Source organism: Lentzea aerocolonigenes, from assembly GCF_000974445.1.
Lineage (GTDB): Bacteria > Actinomycetota > Actinomycetes > Mycobacteriales > Pseudonocardiaceae > Lentzea > Lentzea aerocolonigenes.
Genome location: NZ_BBOJ01000002.1, coordinates 265,464 through 282,004, shown reverse-complemented (window position 1 = coordinate 282,004; position 16,541 = coordinate 265,464). Strand labels below are relative to the sequence as shown.

Below are 16,541 nucleotides of genomic sequence, written 5' to 3'. Positions count from 1 at the left end.
AAAACCTAACTCCGCGACCCCCGTCCTGCCTTCTTGATTCCTGATCGGTTACACACGCATCCGGTAGTGGTACGTGCACACCTCACGGAACCCCGTCCGTTCGTACAGCCGGAACGCCGTGGTGTTCGCTTTCTCCATCTGCAGGTACATGTGGTTCGCCTCGCGCGCGGCCGCCCATGAGGCCAGTGCGGCGAGCACGGACCGTGCGGCGCCTTGACCCCGTGCGTGCGGCAACGTCGCCATGCCGAACACTCCGGCCCACCCCTGCTCGGCCACCGCACGCCCCACGGCCACCACCTGGCCGTCGACCTCGGCGTACGCGTACGCGCTGGGGTGCTCGACCCGGCTGAGCAGGTCGCGTTCGGCGCTGACGTCCCGCGTGGTCACCGCCTGCCACGCCGCCAGCCACTCGTCGGTCGGTCTGCTCGTCACCTCGCCGGCGTCGGCCTGGGCGTGCCGCAGCACCTCGGCAGTCGACGCGATCTGCAACGACATGTCGTGCCCGCGCGTGTAGCCCCTGCTGTCGAGCACACCGTCGAGGTCGTCCGCGCACACGCCGGGCGTGATCTGGAACCGCACGCCGGACCCGCGTTCGGCGCAGAACTCCTCGGCCAGCGCGACCCGGTCCTCCCGGTCGTGCGGCAGGACGGCGCTCACCCACCAGGCGTCGCCGGGGGAGTGCCGCAGCCACCAGCCGCCCGCCTCCTCGACGTGCGCGGCGGGCTGAGCCCGTGCCGCGTGCTCCTGCAGCGTCTTCAGCAGCACGTCGGTCCAGCGGTGATCTCCATGAAACCCTTCTACCGCATCCCGGTATGGAGGAACACGCCCGTCAGCGCCTGCCCAGACCGGAGAACGCGCTCGCCACGATCACCATGCCGATCACGCCCAGCACCGCCGCGACCCCGCCGACGGCCGGTTTCGACACCTGCTGGACGTGGGCGACCGGCCGCGGAGGCGCTGGTTCGTCCGGTGCCTGTGCGGGTGGCGCGGACACCGACTCGATCCGCACGACGGCGCTTTCGCTGACGGTGTGCCCGGCACCCGCGCCGGAGATCGTCAACCGCGAGCTCACCGGCGCTTCGGCCTGGCAGGTGTAGGTGAGGCGCTCGCGGGGCTGGAGGGCGGGGAAGGTCCGCCGGCACGCGGCGGGGTCACCCTCGACCTTCACGTCGTCGATCCGCACGTCCGACGGGTTGCCGACGGTGATCGTGAGCGTGACGGGCTCGCCGTCCTCCGCCCGGTCCTTCGACCAGAGCGCCTCGATGGTCAGCCGGGGGTGGATGACCTTGACCTGCACGGACGCCGACGCCTCGACGTGGCCGCCGATCCTGTCGGCCGCCGTGACGGTGGCGGTCAGCGTGCCGCTCTCGTCGCCGGCGGGTGCCGTGCAGGTCAGGGCGGCGGCGGCGCCGGGGTCGAGCTGGCCCTGCACCGGGCCGCAGCCGCTGAGTCCGTGGAGCGGGGTGTCTCCGGTGTTCGTGACGGTCGTCGTGAACCGGACGGCTTGGCCGGGCAACGCGGTCAAGGGATTCGTGCTGGTGGTCGCGCGCAACGCCGGGTGCAGCACGTCGACGGTGGAGGCTTTGGACGCGGTGAGCTGGTCGCCCGCCAGGCTGCTGCCGGTCGCGGCGACGGTGGCCGGGTAGTCGTCGTCCGCCGCTGTGGACGAGCACGTGCGGATCGCTTTCGCGTGCGGCGCGATGGTGCCGACCTGCTGGCCGCACACGGTGACGTCCGCGGCTGGCGCGTCTCCGGTGTTGGTGATCGTCGCGGTCTGCACGACGGTGTCCTTGGGATGCGCGGCGGGCTTCTCCGGGTCGACGGCCAGGGTGAGTTCGGGCAGCGGGAACGACCAGGCGATGCTCTGCACGAGGAAAGCGTCTTCGTCCCGCTTGAACGTCAGGTCTGCGGTCTTGGCGCCGGGCTTGAAGACGTCCTCGGCGAGGGTGAGCGTGCGGGCGTCGACGCTCATGTTGTTGGGGTGCGTCGCACCTTGGGCGGACGCGACGAACGCGTTGCGGCCGGCGACGGACGTGCCGTTGACCAGCACTTGGTCGCCGTCGGTCGCCCAGTCGCCCTCGTAGGCCGTGATGCCGAGCCGTATCGCGCCACCCGCGGCGTGGGTGGGTGCGATCGGGGTGTGCAGCGCCGGTTGTTCCGTGGTCAGGCGGACGTGACCGCCGTGCACCGTGACGTGACGTTTCGCTCGTGTCGCGGACTTCCACACGACGGTCAGCGACCAGCCGCCGAAGCAGTCGAACCCTTGCGGCGTCCACACGTTGCCGACGGTCACCGTGCCGGGTTTCAGCGCTTTGGTGACGTCGGCTTCGGCGCTGTAGAAGGTGTTGTCGGTGTGGGCGAGGCCGTCGGGCGAGTCGACCGCGAACCGGTCGGGGGCGACGCTCGTGCCGTTGAGGAGGACCGGGTCCTCGGGCTTGCCGGGTGGAGTGGTCCCGCCGTGACAGGTCGCGTTGCCGGCCCAGCCCAGCTTGGCGTAGGCGATGGTGGCCTGTGGCGGGAGGCTGAGCTCGACGCTGGAGGAGTTGAACGTCGCCGGGTTGCCGTCCGTGTCGGTCCACATCATGCTGTGGCCGTTGTTCTGCGCAGACGGCCCGCGCCCCTTGAGGTTGAGAGCGTCCACACAGGACTGCACGGGATACTTGGGATCCGGCCCCGCCTGCTCGGCCGTCGGGCAGGTCAGGACGGAGTTGCCGACGACCGTCACGTCTCCGCGCACCGCCTCGTCGAACTGGACGCGCCAGGTCTCGGCCGCGGCGACCGGACTCGGCGTGAACAGCGGAACCAGCAGCACGACGGCGATGAGGATCGGTGCACGCATGCCACGCCTTCCGGTCGGGGTCGGCACAGGTTGGCACGCCTGGTCGTGGTTGTCACCGCACGTTGATCGGGGTGCCCTCACTCTCTGTTGAGGACAGTGGGTTCGCGGTTCTCCCATTCGTGTTCAACGTTTTTCTGTGAACGCTCTCAAGTGGACCAGCCGTGGGCATGATCAACGACCCGTTGCTCTTGACGGGCGGCTGAAACCGCCGAGAAGCGTGGAGTTGGTGGTGCACGGGCTCTTGCTGTGGGGAGATGGAGCCATGTGGACAGCGGTCGTCATCGTTCTGGCGTCAGTGGTCGTCACTGCCGTCGCCTGCGTGTTGTTCGGACGTTCCCGTGCCGACGAGCAGGCCGACGACCGCGACGCGGACTCGCGCGGCTTCCTCGGCGCGGTGATCAGCGGCCTGTTCATCGTGGCGCTGGCGTTCTACATGGTGATCGTGTGGGAGGAGAGCGGCGCGGCGGAGGACAACGCGGCGCGCGAGGCCGCCGCCGTCGCCGACGTGTACTGGCAGACGTCGGTGATGCCGCAGCCGCAACGTGATCACATCCGAGGGCTGCTCGTGTCGTACCCCGAGTTGGTGGCGGACAAGGAATGGCCGCGGCTGGCAGCGGGGGAGTCGGACGCCGGCACGACCTCGGTGCTCAACTCGCTGCACACCGAGATCCTGTCGCTGCCGTCCTCGCCGGATCAGGTGAAGAGCGCGCGGGAACGGGCGCTGGAGCGGCTGCGGGAGATCACGGATCTGCGGCGAGATCGGCTGGATTCCGCCGGTGGGCTGGACAACACCGGGAAGCTGATGCTGGTCGGGACCATCGTCGGGGCTGTCGGGATGGTGGTGTTTCCGATGTTGGTCGGGTTCACGGCGCGGCGGCGGCACGTTCTGCAGATGGGTGTCACTGCTGCTGTGTTGGCGTTCGTGTGTGTGTTGTGCGTGGGGATGCGGCAGCCGTTCAGCGGGTGGTTGCGGGTGGAGCCGGAGTCGTTCACGAGCTTGACGGAGGAGTTGGGCGGGATTCCGTAGAACCCTTCTAACAGTGCTACCTTCAGGTCATTTTGGGTCCGAAATGATGGAGCACGGGCCGTCTGCGGCGCTAGTTTCGCCGACATGCCAAAGAGAGTGTCCACAGTGCTGGGACGCGAGTTCGGCGAGAGCGTTCGCGCCGTGATAGCCCCAACGGGTCTGAAGGAGTCCGAACTCGCGCGGCGGCTCGGGTGGGACCCGCCCAAGCTGTCGGACTTCGTCAACGGCAAGGGTGGGGTCAGCCTCGAAGAGTTCACCTACTTGCTCGGCGTGTGTCAGGTGCCGCCGGGTGAGGTCCAGCATCTGACGGAGCTCTACCTGGAGTCGAGGAAGAAGGGCTGGCTGCAGCTGTACGACTCGGTGCTGCCGCCTCACGTCCGCACCTTGATCGAGCACGAGCGGATCGCGAAGGAGATCGTCCACTGGAGTTCGCTCTATCTGCCGGGCTTGTTGCAGATCGAGCCGTACGCGCGCGCTGTGGCTGAGGACTCACCCTTCATCAAGGCTGAGGACGTGCCGCAGATGGTGGCAGCACGAATGGAGCGGCGAACCATCGTTGCGGGGCACAGGAAGTTCGTGTTCTACGTGTACGAGCCGGTGCTGTATTCCGTGGTTGGCTGCAGCGACGTGATGCGCGACCAGCTTCACGAGCTACTGCGCATGCTGGTGAGACCGTACATCAGCCTGCGTGTCTTGCCTGCCGGGCGTGCGCTGACCGGTGACTTCACCCTGCTGAAGTTCGAGAAGTACGAGCCTGTCGTCTACCAGGGCAGTCTGAACTCGGCGCTGTTTCTCGATGACAAGGCATCAATGGCGCTCTACCAGGATGTGGTGAAGGCGATGGACCGAATGGCGCTCAGTGCGGAAGAATCGAGGGAGTTGATCACCAGCATCGTGTCCTGAGGAGGCCCCGGATGGTCGAGTGGCGGAAGAGCAGCTACAGCGCGACCGATTCTGACTGTGTTGAGGTCGGTCGGCGCGTTGGCATCCGGGACTCCAAGGCTCCCGCCACCCACCTGCCGGTCAGCCCGGCAGCGTGGACGGCGTTCCTGCGGTCGGTCAGTAACCGCGGTCCGGCATGATCACCCAGAGCACGAGGTAGACGACGAACTGCGGTCCGGGCAGAAGGCAGGACAGCAGGAACAGAATGCGCACCGTGCTCGCCTTCATGCCCCAGCGCTGGGCGAGCCCCGCGCACACACCCGCGATCATCCGGTTGGTCCTGGGCCTGCTCAAAGCAACTGTCGTGGTCATATACCCACAATGCGCCAACTAGTCCACGTGTTGCATCGGGGATGAACCCTGATTTCACCCGGATGAGCTACAGCACGTAACCCCGACGCTCTGACCTGCGACTCCACGGTTGTCCCGCAACCCTTGGGGAGGCCGAGATGAGCATCGATCTTCTCGTCGACGCGGTCTTTGTCGCGGTGTACGTCCCACTGCTCTGGCGCGCGTGGCAGTGGCTGCGCGTCCAGGAGCTCAACGGGCAGCCGTCGCCGTTGCGCAGCGTCACTCTCGCTGAAAGTCCGATCCCGCGGGCTCTGCCGATCGGGGTGCTGGCCACAGCGCATCTCGCCGGCAATCCCCTCGCGTTCGGCGCGCTCGGACTGCTGACCCTGGTCGCGGGAGAGTCCGCCTGGCGCAACAGGGATCGGTGGGTGCGTCAGCACCTGTGGGCGTTGGGGCGGCTCAGGATTCCGGCGGCGGTCGTCGCGCTCGTCGCGGCCATGGTGCTCCTCGGTGACACGAAGTCGTTGCGGCAGCCAGGGGTTGGGCTCGCGATGTGGCTGGCGGCCGTGGCGACGGGGGCCAGCGTGTGGTTCGTTGCGCGGCGGCTCGTGTTGACGTCGTGGCCGCAGAAGACGTGGCGGAGCGCGCGGCCGGAACTGGGGTCGTTGATACGGCTGGGGTTGTGCGTTCTGGTCGGCGGGATCGGGTGGGTTTACGGGCCGCGGCAGCTCACCGGGTACGCGGTGGTGCTCGGGGTCGTCGTGTTCCTCGGGCTCGTGTGGGTGGTGTGGGAGCAGGGGGACGCGGAGGCGGCGCGCAGCAAGGTCGGGGAGGCGGAGCGGGTCAGGGCCAGGGTTGCGATGCGGCCGCCCGCAGAACAACGGCCGGCTGTCACGCGGGTCGCTCGGGTGTTGGCGGTGACGCCGCTCGTCTCGCTCGGGATCGCCTACGTGCCGATCGCGTACGAGGCCGACGGGCAGGGTGTGCTCACGGCGTTGCGGGTGCTCGTGCTCACCGTTGTCGCCGTGTTGTTCGGGGACTGGCTCATGGCCCACAGCGGGAAGGGGCCCTGGCACTCTCCGCACCACTGGTGGTTCACGGCCGCGATCGTCACCACCGCGGGCGCGTCGCTCGTCGCGGTGAACGCGATGGGGCGCACGATGCCGTTGGCGGTACTGGTGCTGATGTTCGGCGGGCTGTTGCTGAGCGAGGCGCAGCGGTTCGCGGAGACCGTGCCCGTGCCGAAGGGGTTGCTGTTCCTCGGTTTCACGCGCACGCCGGTGGTGCTGCTGATCGTCCTGTGCGTGACGGTCGGCGGGGTGAGCTACCCGACGGACGCCGTGGAGAGCTGGTCGACGAACCTCAGGCAGGTGGTGCGCATGGCGTCGACCGTCATGGCCTTCGAGCCCGCCAGCACCTGAAGCGCGAGGCCGTCGAGCATGCTGACCATCATGTTCGCCAGCTCGACCGGGTCGCCCGGCGCGTGGATGTCGCCGGAGCGCTGGCCGTCGCGGAAGATGCTCGCCACGATGTCGCGCCACTCGCCGTAGAAGCGCTCGTTGAGCTCCTGCAGCTCGGGGTTGCGGATGGCCTCGACCCAGAGCTCGGCCCAGACCTTCCACGCCTCGACGGTCTCCGCGCCCTCCGGCAGGTACGACTCGACGACCATGCGCAGGCGTGACAGCGGCGGCTCGTCCGACTCGAGGATCCAGCGGCGGCGGGCGACCGACTGTTCGAAGCAGTGCTCGAACGCCGCGTCGGTCAGCTCGCGCTTGGTCTCGAAGTAGTAGTGGACCGTGCCACCGGAGACGCCCGCGTCCTTGGCCACGTCGGAGACGCGGAGGTGGCGGAAGCCCTCGGCCGCGATCACCTTGCAGGTGGACGCGAGGATCTGCGCCTTGCGTTCGGCTTCCACGCTTGGACGGGGCATCCGTCACCTCCTGATTTACCTCGAACCTTACCGAAACTGGGAACGCAACTTGCGCTTGTCGACCTTTCCCACCTTCGTCAGCGGGAGCTGGTCGACGATCGTGACGCCTCTGGGCTGGTAAAGATCACCCAGTTCGGCCACCACCGAATCGCGAATCCTGTCGACATCGACATCTTCTTGTCCGTCGGTGACCAGGAAAAGGTGCACGACCTCGCCGAGCGCCTCGTCCGGCCGCCCGACCGCTGCCGCCTGACGGATGCCGGGAAGCGTGACGAGGAAGTCGTCAAGCAGGCGTGAATAGACGTTGTCCGAGGTCCGGCCCGTGACGATGACGTCTTTGCTGCGGTCGTTGAGGTACAGATAACCGTCGTCGTCCAAATAGCCCATGTCGCCGGTGTTGAACCAGCCATCGGCCGTTTCGCTCAACGGAGGTTCGCCCCAATAGCCCTCCATGACGAACGGGCCGCGCACCCACACGTCGCCGTCACGGATCTCGACCTCCATCGCCGGGTCGGGCCTGCCGACCGTGCGCAGGGTTTCCGGGCGGTCGAGATCGATGTCGGTGCCAGGCATCATCGCGATGCCCAGTGCCTCGGTCATGCCGTACCCCTGGTTGACGACCGGGCCCCACTTCTCGATCGCCTGGCGCAGCCGCCTCGGGGCGAGTGGCGAGCCACCGACGAGGACCATGCCGAACTGCGGGCCGGGACAGTCCGGGTGGTCGAGCACCTCGTACAGCATCGGCGGCACGAACATCGTCACGGCGATCTGCTCGTCGCGGGCCAGGCGCACGAACGTGTCCGCGTCGAACGTCGACGGGCCCAGCACCAGCTTCGACCCGGTGACCAGCGCGGCCTTCGACATGGAGGATCCGCTGCCGTGGGTGATCAGGGTGTTGCACAGCATGGTCACCGGAGGCATGGCCGCGCGGGGATCCGTAGCGGCGAGGGGGTTGGGCCGGTGCACCGCGAGCTTCGGCAGCCCGGTGGTGCCCCCGGTGTAGGCGACGGTGGCGAACTCCGGGGCCGGGACGCGTTCGACGGGGTCGCCGGGAAGGTCCTGGAGGTGCCAGCCGTCGATCTGCTCGCCGAACGACGGGTCGACGACGACCCCGGCGACCTCGGCGCGCTCGACGAGGGCCTTGAGCTCGGCGGGACCGGGCTCCGGTGGCACGTACACCAGCCGGCCGCCGAGCAGGTGGACGGCGAGGTTCAGCAGAACCGCCTCTGGGGTGTTGCCGACGTACACCGCCACGCCGTCGCCCGGTTTCACACCGCGCTGGACGAGACCGTCCGCGAGCCGGAACAGCAGGTCGCGTGCCTGGGAACGGGTGAGTCTGGTGTCGCCGCCGATCACCGCCTCGCGGTCGCCATCCGTGGAAAGCTTCTGCAGAACAAGATCCACGTAGGTCATACGTCCTGTCTACTCCTGGGCCTCGTAGGCTGATCGGGTGGTCGCACCCCCCATCGCGCCGGAATCGCCGGAATTGCCCGCTCGCAAGCGCCGAGTGAGCCCGCCGGTGCTGTTGCGGATGGCACTCGCCGTCGCCGGCGGCGTGCTGATCTACCTGAGCTTCCCGCCGCGCCCGCTGTGGTTCCTCGCGCCGGTCGGGTTCGCGTTGCTGGCCTGGACGATCCACGAACGGCGCGCGCGGGCCGGGTTCGGCTACGGACTGCTGTTCGGGCTCGGGTTCATGGTGCCGCTGCTGCGGTGGACCGGTGAGTTCGTCGGGCTGATCGCGTGGCTGCCGCTGGCGCTGGCGTGCGCGCTGATGATCTCCATCGGCACGGCCGCGATGGCGTTCGCGTCGCGCGTGCCGGGGTGGCCGTTGTGGGCGGCGTTGCTGTGGGTCGGCGACGAGGCGTTGCGCGGGGTCTTCCCGTTCGGCGGCTTCACCTGGGGCAAGATCGCGTTCGGTCAGCCCGAGGGCTGGTACCTGCCGCTGGCCTCGCTCGGCGGGGCGCCGCTGGTGTCGTTCGCGGTGGTGCTGACCGGGTTCGGGCTGTTCTGGGTGCTCAAGAACTGGAAGCTCGGCGTGCCGTTGTTCCTGGTGCCGCTGCTGGCCGGACTGGTCGTGCCCGTCGGGGTCGACGCCTCGGCCGGGACCGTCACCGTCGCCGCGATCCAGGGCAACGTGCCGCGCGCGGGCCTCGACTTCAACGCGCAGCGCCGGGCCGTGCTCGACAACCACGCCAAGAAGACCGTGGAGCTGGCCGCGGATGTCGCCGCGGGCAAGGTGAAGCAGCCGGACATCGTGATCTGGCCGGAGAACTCGTCCGACATCGACCCGTTCCGCAACGTCGACGCGGCGGCGGTGATCGACGCGGCCGCCGACGCGATCAAGGCGCCGATCGCGGTCGGTGCCGTGGTCGTCGACCGCAAGGACGGGCTGCCGCGCAACACCGTCGTGCTGTGGGAGCCGGGCAAGGGGCCGACGGACACCTACACCAAGCGCAAGCTCCAGCCGTTCGGCGAGACGATGCCGATGCGGTCGTTCTTCCGGCTGTTCACGTCCACCGTGGACCGTGCGGGGGTGTTCCAGCCCGGTTCGGACCCGGACGGTTTCGTCATGGGGCCCGCGAAGGTCGCGATTGACACATGTTACGAAGTGGCGTTCGACTCAGTCGTCCGCGACTCCGTGACGGCCGGCGCGACGATCATCGCGATCCCGACGAACAACGCCACGTTCGGGTACACGGAGATGACCTACCAGCAGCTTTCCATGTCACGGCTGCGTGCCGTCGAGCACGGCAGGGCGGTGGTCGTGGCGGCCACGTCCGGGGTCAGCGCGATCGTCCAACCCGACGGTTCCGTCACTCAGAAGACTGGCTTGTTCGTGCCCGGTGCCCTGGTCGCGGAGCTGCCACTTCGGTCGCAGACTACGCTGGCGACTTGGCTAGGAGCCTGGCCCGAGTGGGTGATGACCGCTGCGGGCCTTGCCGCGTTGGCGCTGGGCTTCGCACGACGACGGAAGGACTCGAATGGCGCAGCAGCCTGACCAGGAACTCGGGCAGGTGCTGGTGGTGATCCCGACCTACAACGAGCGGGACAACATCGGAAAGATCGTCAAGAGACTGCACACGGCACTGCCCGAGGTGCACGTGCTGGTGGTCGACGACGGCAGCCCCGATGGCACCGGCCAGCTCGCCGACGAGATGGCGGCCGCCGACGAGCGGGTCCACGTCATGCACCGCACCGAGAAGGCCGGCCTGGGCGCCGCGTACGTCGCCGGCTTCCAGTGGGCGCTGGCCCGCGACTACGGCGTCGTGTGCGAAATGGACGCCGACGGCTCGCACGCCCCCGAGCAGCTCCACCGCCTGCTGGACGCGCTGCCGAAGGCCGACCTGGTGCTCGGCTCGCGCTGGGTGCCCGGCGGCGAGGTCGTGAACTGGCCGACGCAGCGCAAGCTGCTGTCGCTGGGCGGCTCGCTGTACTCGCGGCTCGCGCTGGGCGCGAACATCCGCGACATGACGGGCGGCTACCGGGCGTTCCGCGCGGACACCCTGCGCAAGCTGAACCTCGCCTCGGTCGCGTCGGCCGGGTACTGCTTCCAGATCGACCTGCTGTGGCGGACGCTGGAGCTCGGCTTCCGCGTGCGCGAGGTGCCGATCACGTTCCAGGAACGCGAGTTCGGCGAGTCGAAGATGAGCGGCAACATCGTCCGCGAGGCGCTGATCCGCGTGACGAAGTGGGGCCTGCGCCGCCGCGGCACGCAGCTCAAGGAGCTGTTCGCGGGCAAGAAGAAGTAGCACCGTCCACCTCGGACCGTCCACACCGGGCGGTCCGAGGTCGTTTTCTGGGGGGAAGACGTGGAACAACGGACCCTGTCCGGCGGACTCGGCGTGAGCGCGCTGTGCCTGGGCACCATGTACTTCGGCACGACGGTCGACGAAGAGCGGGCGTTCGCCGTGCTCGACCGGTTCCTCGACGCCGGCGGCACGTTCATCGACACGGCCAACACCTACTCGTTCTGGGTGCCCGGCGGCACCGGCGTGGAGAGCGAGGAGCTGCTGGGTCGCTGGCTCGCGTCACGGGGCGTCCGCGACCGGGTCGTGCTCGCCACCAAGGTCGGCGCGCTGCCGGACCCGCCCGGTGCCGCCTGGCCGGAGCACGCCGAGGGCCTGTCGCACGACGTGGTGCGCAGGCAGGCCGAAGCCAGCCTGCGCCGCCTCGGCACCGACCACCTCGACGTGTACTACGCCCACATCGAGGACCGTCGCACCCCGCTGCACGACACCGTGGCGACGTTCGCGTCGTTGGTCACCGACGGCCTGGTCCGGGTGACCGGGTGCAGCAACCACGCGGCGTGGCGCGTCGCCCAGGCCCGGGAGATCGCGCGGGCGCAGGGCCTGCCGGGGTTCACGTGCGTGCAGCAGCGCCACACTTACCTGCGGCCGCGGCCGGGCGCGGACTTCGGGGCGAACCCGCACATCAGCGACGAGATGCTCGACTACACGCGCTCGGAGCCCGACCTGACCGTGCTGGGCTATTCGGTGCTGCTGTCCGGCGCGTACACGCGGTCCGACCGGCCGTTGCCCGAGCAGTACGACCACTCGGACAGCACGCGGCGGCTGGCGGTGCTGGCCGAGGTGGCGCGGGAGCTGGGGGCGACGCCGAACCAGGTGGTCCTCGCCTGGCTGCTGGGCGGTGACCCGCCGGTGCTGCCGGTGCTCGGCGTGAGCTCGGTGGAGCAGCTCGACGAGTGTCTCGGCGCGCTCGACGTGGTGCTGGACGACGAGCAGCGGCGGCGCCTCGACACCTGATTCCGCAGTCCGGCCTCCCCGCATTTACGATTCAAAATCGATGCGACGGAGGTGAGCGGTGGAGTGGAGCGCTGGAGCGGTCGCGCGGATGCTCGGCATCTCGCCCACGACCCTGCGCACGTGGGACCGCCGTTACGGGCTAGGCCCCAGCACACGGCACGAGGGCAAGCATCGCCGCTACAGCGAAGATGACGTCGCACGGCTGAAGAGCATGGTCGAGCTGACGAACTCGGGTGTGGCGCCCGCGTCGGCCGCCGCGTCCCTCATGCCGTCCGGTGACCTCGACTTCGAGGCCGCCGCCGACCAGCTCGACGCGGCGAGGATGCGCAGGGTGGCGGTCGGGCTGATCGCGCGTCACGGCGTCGTGCACACGTGGGACGCGGTGTTGATGCCGTTCCTCGTCGAGATGGGCGAGCGGGTCTCGGCGCAGGCGTGCGGGGTCGAGGTCGAGCACGTCGCGAGCGGCAGCATCTCGGACGCGATGCGGGTGTCCGGGGTCGCGGTGGGGTCGCCCGCGGCGTTGCTGGCGTGCGCGCCGGACGAGCAGCACAGCCTGCCCCTGGACGTGCTCGCGGCGGCGCTCGCCGAGCAGGGGTGCGTGTCGCGCAACCTCGGCGCCCGTGTGCCGGCGGCCGCGTTGGTGAGCGCGGTGACTCGGTTGGGGCCGCGGATCGTCTTCGTGTGGGCACACGACCGGGTGTATGCGGACCAGGTGCCGCTGACCGAGATCGAAGGGGTTCCGGTGCTGGTGGGCGGGCCGGGATGGGACGACGTGGCGTTGCCGGAGGGCGTTCAGCGCGTGGACACGCTCCTGACCGCGGTTGAAACGATTTTGAATCGAATCTAGACTTCGGGGCATGAGCCTCGCCGACCGCATGATCCGCCTCGCGTGGGCGGTGGGTGGCGAGGACGTGGCCGAGCGCGTTCTGCGTGCGCACTGGCGGCTGTTGCCGTCCGACGACCCCGCTGGCCGTGCGTTGCGCGGGCGGCTGGTCGAGGTGCTCGCGCATGAGGTGCCCGGCCGGTGGGACGCGATCCGCCAGGCCGTGCTCGCCGACGAACTGACCCTGCTCGACGACGCCGAACGGGCGGCCCCCAGCCGCGCCACGGTGCTCGCCATCATCCGCGCCCTGCCTGTCGGGAGTTCTTCATGACCACGTTGCCGTTGCGCCACCACCCCGTGCGCGTCCTGTTCGTGTTCGTCGCGGCGGTCGTGGTGACCGCCGTGGTGGGATCGCTGTTCTCGGTGTCCGCGGGCGACGAGTACCTCGGCCTGCAACGGCCGTCCTGGGCGCCGCCCGCCTGGCTGTTCGGTCCGGTGTGGACGGTGCTGTACGCGTTGATCGCCCTGTCCGGGTGGCTGGCGTGGCGCAACGGTGCCGGGCGCGGTGAGCTGACGATGTTCGGCGTGCAGCTCGTGTTGAACGCGCTGTGGACGCCGTTGTTCTTCGGGCTCGGCTGGTACGCGCTCGCGTTCGCCGAGATCGTGCTGCTGTGGCTGTCGATCGTGGCGTTGGCGGTCGTGTTCTGGTGGCGCAGCAGGACGGCCGCGTTGTTGTTGGTGCCTTATCTGGCGTGGGTGAGCTTCGCCGGCGCTCTGAACGTGTCGATCGCGGCGCTGAACTAACGCGCGTATCGAACTCGCTTCGCACCCCCATCACCCCCTGCCTGCTGATCGGCACGCGGGGCCCTTTCGTGCGCTCCTGCAGTACGAAAGCTCCCCGCGTGCGAAGAAATGTGGCTGGTGAGGTTCGTGTGGGTGAAGGGCACTGCGCTGGCGCCGTACTCGCGGCCGGCGAAGCTCACGCGGTCACGACGTGGCCGGGATGAGCTCCCGCAGCACCTCCATGCCGACGATCGCGGGAGCGCCGGCGGGTTCCGGGCCGAGCACGCGGGCGAGAACCGGCCCCAGCACCTCGCGGAAGAAGCGGTCGGCGTGCTCCTTGGACTCCCAGACGGCGATCACGCGGAACTCGCCGTCGGTCTGGCAGGCGTAGCGGGCCCTGAGGCCCTCGGGGACGCCCGAGTTCAACGCCTTGTCGAGCTGCTCGAGGGACTTGGTGGGCGGGGTCGCGATGGTGAGCCACATGGTGTTCCTCCTGAAGTCGGTGTGGCTCCAACCTAGGAACTTCGCGCTGGTCAGCCATCCGCCGGAGTACTCGGGCGGGTACTCATCCACGCCGCGATCTGGCTGCGGGTGCTGAAGCCGAGCTTGGTCAGGATGTGCTGGACGTGGTTCTGCGCGGTGCGTTCGGAGATCACGAGCCGCCGCGCGATCTGGCGGTTCGTCATGCCCTCGGTGACCAGCGACGCGACCTCGTGTTCACGGCTGCTCAGCTCGACGGTCGTGAACGCGGTCATGCCCAGTGAGCGGATCGCGCGGTCGGCCGCGCGCTGCACGGCGTCGGCGTCCTCACCCCGTGCGCGCAACGCGGCGGCGAGGTGCCAGCGGGCCTCCGCTGCGAACGCCTGGGCGCCTGCCCGCGACGCCTCGTCGACGGCGGTGGTGAGGTCGGTGACGGCCTGGTCCAGGTCGCCGAGCGCCAGGTGGCCGCGGCCCAGCGCGAGGGACACCGGGCCCATGTACGCGACGCCGTTGCCCGCCGCGTGCTCGCCGCGGAACTCCTCGAGCCTCGGCAGCACCAGCTTCAGGTCGTCGGTCAGGTCCAGGCCCGACGTCACCAGCACCGCGTCGACGAGGCCGGGCAGCACGAAGAACGCGGGCAGGTCCCACTCCTCGAGCGGGCCGGTGCGGCGGTACCACTCCAGAGCTTCGTCGCGGAAACCCGCGCGCAGCAACAGGAACGCCCGCGTCACCTTCGACATCAGGCGGAAGCGCGGTGGCGGGTCGTGGAAGTGGCGGGCGAGGGCGAGTCCGTCCTCGGAGACGGGGAGGTGGCAGGCCAGTCCGCACTGCAGGGCGAAGTACGCGCCGGACGCCGGTTCGCGTTCGATCACCCGCATGCGGTCGTAGGCGCGCCGGCCGACCTCCTGCGCCTCGGCGAACCGGCCCTGCGCCTGGGCCAGGCAGGCCGTCACGACGTCCAGGTGCCACTGCGGGACGTGGCCGCCGACGCGGTCGCACGCGAGCCGCAGGGCAGGCAGTTCCTCTTGCGCGGCAGGGAGTTCGCCGCTCTCGATCAACGCGTGGATCCGCCACAGCGAACCCCACATCGCGCCGCGCGGACTGCGGGTGCGCTGCGCCAGGTCGATCATCTCGGTGGCGAGCCCGAGCCGTTCCGCCCGTCCTGCCGGACCGGGACAGGCCTCCTGCCGCGCGTGCAGGGCCTCGGCGAGCGCGCGGTCGTCCCCGCAGGAACGCGCCAGGTCGAGGGCGTCGCGGCTGAGCTCGTCGAGCCGGTGCTGCTCGCCGCGGTAGAACGCGAGGTGGCTGCGCTGGGCGAGCAGCCGGGCGCGGGTGGCGGGGCTGACGTCGTGGCGCAACGCGTTGTCGCACAACGGGGTCGCGACCGCGTTCACCCCCGCGCCGGGGGCGGCTTCGAGGACCAGCGCGGCTTCGGCGATCTGCTCGGGCGTCCGCGCCAGCTCGGCGGCGCGCTGGGCGGCCTGGACGCATCCCGTGAGATCGCCCGCGAAGTACGCGGCCTTGCCCAGCGCCACCTGGATCTCGTGGCTGTCCTCCAGCGCCGCTGCGGCGCGGTAGAGCCGGGCGCCTTCCTCGTAGGCCAGCCGGTCGACGGCGTCCCCGGCCGCGCGGATCGTCCACGCGAGGGCTTCTTTCGTGGCACCGCAGGCGTTCCAGTGCCGGGCGACGTCGGCGTAGTGCGTGCTGTCCGTCATCGCCTCGGCGATCCGGCGGTGGATCGTGCGGCGTTCGGCGGTGGTGAGCGAGGCCTCGACGGCGTCCCGGGTCAGCGCGTGCACGAACCGGTGACCGGTCGCGTCGATCAGGGTCGTGGCCTCGTCCAGCGCGCTGATCGGCCGGCCGGACGCGGTGGCGGCGAGGTCGAGGTCGAAGTCGCGGCCGATCAGCGCGGCCGTCCTGACGAGCTCGCGGGTGTCGTCACCGAGCCTCGCCAGCCGGGCGGTGACGATGTCGCGGACGCTGCGCGGTGGCTGGTCCGCCCGCCAGGTGCCGTCGGAGACCGCGCGGGCGATCTCCGTGACGAACAACGGGTTCCCGCTGGTCAGCGACGTGACGGCGGCGGCGTGCTCGGGCCCGACGAGCTCGGCGACCTCGTCGGCGGACAGGCCGTGCAGGTCGATGCGGACGGCGGAGCGCATGAGGTCCGCGACGGCCGGGCACGGGTCGCGGAAGGTCGCGAAGATCAGGACGTTGCGCTGCTGCGTGGCGAGGTGCGCGAGGACGAGCAGCGACGCCTCGTCCGCCCAGTGCACGTCCTCGACGACGATCACCAGGCCGTCGCGGTCCAGCGCGGTCGCGATCGCGTCGAACACCCGGAACCGGTCCTGCGGCACCTCGGCGTCGTGGGCGAGCACCACGTCCGGGTCGGCGCCGACCGCCTTGAGCACCTGCCGCCACGGCCAGAACGCCGGTGCGCCCGCGGTTTCGACGCAGTGTCCCCACACGACCTGACGGCCCAGCGCGAGCGCCTGCCCCGCGAGCTCCTGCGCCAGCCTCGTCTTGCCGATGCCCGGCTCGCCGCCGCACAGCACCAGCCCACCTGTCTCCGCGTCCAGCCGCGACCGCACCAGCGCGAGCTCCCGGCCGCGTCCCACCACCTTCACGTCCCGAATATCGCACAAGCCCCGGGAGGTGTTTCGGGA

At 69.8% G+C, this 16,541-nt stretch carries 17 protein-coding genes; 10 read left to right on the top strand and 7 right to left on the bottom strand.

The window, feature by feature from the left end; genetic code table 11:
* Window positions 1–48: 48 nt before the first annotated feature.
* Both AOM45_RS05160 and AOM45_RS05155 read right to left on the bottom strand, forming a co-directional pair.
* Window positions 49–765 (bottom strand): GNAT family N-acetyltransferase, encoded by a 717-nt coding sequence (locus tag AOM45_RS05160; RefSeq protein WP_030470189.1) that lies wholly within the window; start codon window positions 763–765, stop codon window positions 49–51.
* Between the two features lie 64 nt (window positions 766–829).
* Window positions 830–2,839, bottom strand: coding sequence for a hypothetical protein (locus tag AOM45_RS05155; protein WP_030470188.1), 2,010 nt, complete (start codon window positions 2,837–2,839; stop codon window positions 830–832).
* A gap of 262 nt (window positions 2,840–3,101) precedes the next feature.
* Between AOM45_RS05155 and AOM45_RS05150 the strand changes: the two genes are divergently transcribed.
* The 3 genes from AOM45_RS05150 to AOM45_RS49205 all read left to right on the top strand — a co-directional run bounded on the left by AOM45_RS05150 (window position 3,102) and on the right by AOM45_RS49205 (window position 4,948).
* A complete protein-coding gene (locus tag AOM45_RS05150) occupies window positions 3,102–3,866 on the top strand; it encodes a bestrophin-like domain (protein WP_030470187.1) in 765 nt (254 codons plus the stop codon).
* Window positions 3,867–3,971: 105 nt separating this feature from the next.
* Window positions 3,972–4,769, top strand: coding sequence for a helix-turn-helix domain-containing protein (locus tag AOM45_RS05145; protein ID WP_030470186.1), 798 nt, complete (start codon window positions 3,972–3,974; stop codon window positions 4,767–4,769).
* 11 nt (window positions 4,770–4,780) lie between these two features.
* Complete coding sequence (locus AOM45_RS49205) at window positions 4,781–4,948, top strand: DUF397 domain-containing protein (protein WP_081902405.1); 168 nt, start codon at window positions 4,781–4,783, stop codon at window positions 4,946–4,948.
* Here AOM45_RS49205 and AOM45_RS49200 read toward each other — a convergent pair.
* Window positions 4,926–5,120: a PspC domain-containing protein gene (locus AOM45_RS49200; protein ID WP_030470185.1), complete on the bottom strand. Its 195-nt coding sequence runs from the start codon at window positions 5,118–5,120 to the stop codon at window positions 4,926–4,928. The two genes, AOM45_RS49205 and AOM45_RS49200, sit on opposite strands and share 23 nt — an antisense overlap.
* A 137-nt stretch (window positions 5,121–5,257) precedes the next feature.
* Here AOM45_RS49200 and AOM45_RS50585 point away from each other — a divergent pair, with 137 nt between their 5' ends.
* Window positions 5,258–6,520, top strand: a complete 1,263-nt coding sequence (locus AOM45_RS50585) for a hypothetical protein (RefSeq protein WP_030470184.1) — start codon at window positions 5,258–5,260, stop codon at window positions 6,518–6,520.
* Here AOM45_RS50585 and AOM45_RS49190 read toward each other — a convergent pair.
* Together AOM45_RS49190 and AOM45_RS05130 are read right to left on the bottom strand one after the other, a co-directional pair.
* Window positions 6,424–7,029 carry a TetR/AcrR family transcriptional regulator gene (locus tag AOM45_RS49190; RefSeq protein WP_081902403.1) on the bottom strand — a complete coding sequence of 202 codons (606 nt, stop codon included), beginning with the start codon at window positions 7,027–7,029 and terminating at the stop codon, window positions 6,424–6,426. The genes AOM45_RS50585 and AOM45_RS49190 overlap by 97 nt on opposite strands.
* 27 nt (window positions 7,030–7,056) lie before the next feature.
* A complete protein-coding gene (locus tag AOM45_RS05130; protein WP_030470182.1) occupies window positions 7,057–8,442 on the bottom strand; it encodes a class I adenylate-forming enzyme family protein in 1,386 nt (461 codons plus the stop codon).
* 37 nt (window positions 8,443–8,479) lie between these two features.
* On the opposite strand from AOM45_RS05130, the gene lnt reads away from it, so the two are divergent.
* Genes lnt through AOM45_RS05100 form a run of 6 tightly spaced genes read left to right on the top strand, consistent with a single transcriptional unit; the run spans window position 8,480 to window position 13,419 of the window.
* Entirely contained in the window at window positions 8,480–10,027 is a 1,548-nt protein-coding gene (gene lnt / locus AOM45_RS05125) for an apolipoprotein N-acyltransferase (protein WP_051784120.1), read from the top strand.
* On the top strand, window positions 10,011–10,778 hold the full coding sequence (locus AOM45_RS05120; protein WP_030470180.1) for a polyprenol monophosphomannose synthase: 768 nt from the start codon (window positions 10,011–10,013) through the stop codon (window positions 10,776–10,778). Before lnt ends, AOM45_RS05120 begins: the two co-directional genes overlap by 17 nt.
* A 60-nt stretch (window positions 10,779–10,838) precedes the next feature.
* Window positions 10,839–11,792 (top strand): aldo/keto reductase, encoded by a 954-nt coding sequence (locus AOM45_RS05115; RefSeq protein ID WP_030470179.1) that lies wholly within the window; start codon window positions 10,839–10,841, stop codon window positions 11,790–11,792.
* 58 nt (window positions 11,793–11,850) lie between these two features.
* Complete coding sequence (locus AOM45_RS05110; RefSeq protein ID WP_030470178.1) at window positions 11,851–12,639, top strand: MerR family transcriptional regulator; 789 nt, start codon at window positions 11,851–11,853, stop codon at window positions 12,637–12,639.
* Window positions 12,640–12,649: 10 nt separating this feature from the next.
* Entirely contained in the window at window positions 12,650–12,946 is a 297-nt protein-coding gene (locus tag AOM45_RS05105) for a hypothetical protein (RefSeq protein ID WP_030470177.1), read from the top strand.
* Complete coding sequence (locus tag AOM45_RS05100) at window positions 12,943–13,419, top strand: TspO/MBR family protein (protein WP_051784118.1); 477 nt, start codon at window positions 12,943–12,945, stop codon at window positions 13,417–13,419. The genes AOM45_RS05105 and AOM45_RS05100 overlap by 4 nt, the downstream gene beginning before the upstream one ends.
* 183 nt (window positions 13,420–13,602) lie before the next feature.
* Here AOM45_RS05100 and AOM45_RS05095 read toward each other — a convergent pair whose 3' ends face one another.
* Together AOM45_RS05095 and AOM45_RS05090 are read right to left on the bottom strand one after the other, a co-directional pair.
* A complete protein-coding gene (locus AOM45_RS05095) occupies window positions 13,603–13,881 on the bottom strand; it encodes a hypothetical protein (protein ID WP_030470175.1) in 279 nt (92 codons plus the stop codon).
* A 50-nt stretch (window positions 13,882–13,931) separates the two neighbouring features.
* On the bottom strand, window positions 13,932–16,502 hold the full coding sequence (locus AOM45_RS05090) for an ATP-binding protein (RefSeq protein WP_201779891.1): 2,571 nt from the start codon (window positions 16,500–16,502) through the stop codon (window positions 13,932–13,934).
* Between the last annotated feature and the right edge of the window lie 39 nt (window positions 16,503–16,541).

Bases quoted from the DNA above. Each gene is read 5' to 3' on its own strand.
- AOM45_RS05150 (WP_030470187.1), top strand. From the start codon at position 3,102: ATGTGGACAGCGGTCGTCATCGTTCTGGCGTCAGTGGTCGTCACTGCC.
- AOM45_RS05100 (WP_051784118.1), top strand. From the start codon at position 12,943: ATGACCACGTTGCCGTTGCGCCACCACCCCGTGCGCGTCCTGTTCGTG.
- AOM45_RS05130 (WP_030470182.1), bottom strand. From the start codon at position 8,442: ATGACCTACGTGGATCTTGTTCTGCAGAAGCTTTCCACGGATGGCGAC.
- AOM45_RS49200 (WP_030470185.1), bottom strand. From the start codon at position 5,120: ATGACCACGACAGTTGCTTTGAGCAGGCCCAGGACCAACCGGATGATC.
- AOM45_RS05105 (WP_030470177.1), top strand. From the start codon at position 12,650: ATGAGCCTCGCCGACCGCATGATCCGCCTCGCGTGGGCGGTGGGTGGC.
- AOM45_RS05155 (WP_030470188.1), bottom strand. From the start codon at position 2,839: ATGCGTGCACCGATCCTCATCGCCGTCGTGCTGCTGGTTCCGCTGTTC.
- AOM45_RS05120 (WP_030470180.1), top strand. From the start codon at position 10,011: ATGGCGCAGCAGCCTGACCAGGAACTCGGGCAGGTGCTGGTGGTGATC.
- AOM45_RS49205 (WP_081902405.1), top strand. From the start codon at position 4,781: ATGGTCGAGTGGCGGAAGAGCAGCTACAGCGCGACCGATTCTGACTGT.
- AOM45_RS05095 (WP_030470175.1), bottom strand. From the start codon at position 13,881: ATGTGGCTCACCATCGCGACCCCGCCCACCAAGTCCCTCGAGCAGCTC.
- AOM45_RS49190 (WP_081902403.1), bottom strand. From the start codon at position 7,029: ATGCCCCGTCCAAGCGTGGAAGCCGAACGCAAGGCGCAGATCCTCGCG.
- AOM45_RS50585 (WP_030470184.1), top strand. From the start codon at position 5,258: ATGAGCATCGATCTTCTCGTCGACGCGGTCTTTGTCGCGGTGTACGTC.